Below are 1,621 nucleotides of genomic sequence, written 5' to 3'. Positions count from 1 at the left end.
GTGCTCTGATGCATGAGAAGCTATGCGGGGGAGCGGCGAGGTGGCACCATCGTCGTACGATCAACCCGAAGGATAGACTATCATGTCCAAAGTCGACGATCTCAGCCGATCAATCACTGTATTGGATCAAGCTCGCACTGTGCTCGTCGTTGTAGAAATGAGTCAAAATAACTGGCTGGTGGCCGGAATGCTTCCCGGCGTTCAGCGACACCCCCTGAAGAAACTCGATCCCGATCCCAATGCATTGCTCGGTTTGATCGCGCGTTGGCGATCGGAGGCGGAGGCTGCGGGCATGCCGATAGACCGGGTCGTGCTGGCCTTCGAGGCTGGGCGAGACGGCTTCTGGCTGGCCCGGTGGCTGCAGACGCGAGGCATAGACGCTCACGTCATCCATTCAACCAGCGTCGCCGTGAACCGTGAACACCGACGGGCGAAAACCGACAGGCTAGACACGGCCATGCTGATGCGCGTGTTCCTGGGTTGGCTACGTGGCGAGCGTGGCCACTGCCGCATGGTGGCGATCCCATCACTGGCGGAAGAGGATGCCAAGCGGCCGAGCCGCGAGCGGGAGAACCTGGTCAGCGAGAAAACGCGGATAGTCAATCGCATGAAAGGGGCGCTGGCTCGGCTCGGCATCCGTGGCTTCAAGCCCGAGCTTCGCCGGGCGCCGAAGAAATTGCCGGACCTGCGCACTTCGGAAGGACAGCCGCTTCCGCCGAATATGCTGGAAGAGATGCGGCGCGACATGGCTCGGCTTGCGGTGGTGCGCGATCAGATCACGACGATTGAAAAAGCCAGAATTGCCCAGCTTGAGCAGGCGCCCGCGTCGGGGTATAATGCAATGGTTGTGCTATTGGCGCGCGTGATTGGTGTCGGGATTGAGACAGCCGACATGCTGGTCCACGAGGTGCTTAGCCGCAACCTCAGAGACCGGCGCGCGGTGGCGCGTTACGCCGGTCTGACAGGCTCCCCCGACGAGAGCGGATCTAAACGACGCGAAAAGGGGTTGGCCAAGGCAGGCAACGCCCGGGTGCGACGCGGGCTGATCCAATTGGCCTGGCGCTTCCTGAGATTCCAAAAGAATAGCGAACTGACGCAATGGTTCCAGGCACGAGCGGCACAGGGCGCCCGCAAGACGACGATGATCGTGGCGCTCGCACGCAAGTTACTCATCGCGCTCTGGCGATTGGTTACCGTCGGCGAAATCCCGATGGGCGTCACATTGCGCCCGATGAACTGAACACACTGCAGGGCGCCTGACGGATCAACCGCCGTAATGACGCCCGCGCGTATCGATTCGAGGTGGCGGTGTCCCGATGGACACCATGGCGTTATTTGCCGTCATGAGAATGGGCCCGCCGCCTCGGAGCCTTGCTGCTGAAGCCAATGACTGCTTCATGGTCCGGGTCTTTTGCAGACCCACCGAATACAAGGTTGCGGCGTAATGCGATGCGCCCAAAGGCAGGCTCCCCTCGAATTTGATGCTCGCGGACCAATGCACAAGGCAGTGACCAACCGTTCTGTTATGGCTATCCTGACCGCTTTACCGCGAAATCAGTGAAGGCCCCTTGACAACGAAATCCCCATACAAGGTGTCCACCAAAATAGGTGGACACCTTGT

At 60.3% G+C, this 1,621-nt stretch carries 1 protein-coding gene; it reads left to right on the top strand.

What is annotated here, in order from left to right; all coding sequences use genetic code 11:
* Positions 1 to 82 precede the first annotated feature (82 nt).
* The gene (locus tag NKH73_RS32490; RefSeq protein WP_352939591.1) at positions 83 to 1,240 is read left to right on the top strand and encodes an IS110 family RNA-guided transposase; all 1,158 of its coding nucleotides are present in this window, start codon (positions 83 to 85) and stop codon (positions 1,238 to 1,240) included.
* The last annotated feature ends 381 nt before the right edge of the window (positions 1,241 to 1,621 follow it).

It is taken from the genome of Mesorhizobium sp. M0938, from assembly GCF_040319125.1.
Classification (GTDB): Bacteria; Pseudomonadota; Alphaproteobacteria; order Rhizobiales; family Rhizobiaceae; genus Mesorhizobium; species Mesorhizobium robiniae.
This window is presented reverse-complemented; position numbering and strand designations above follow the sequence as displayed.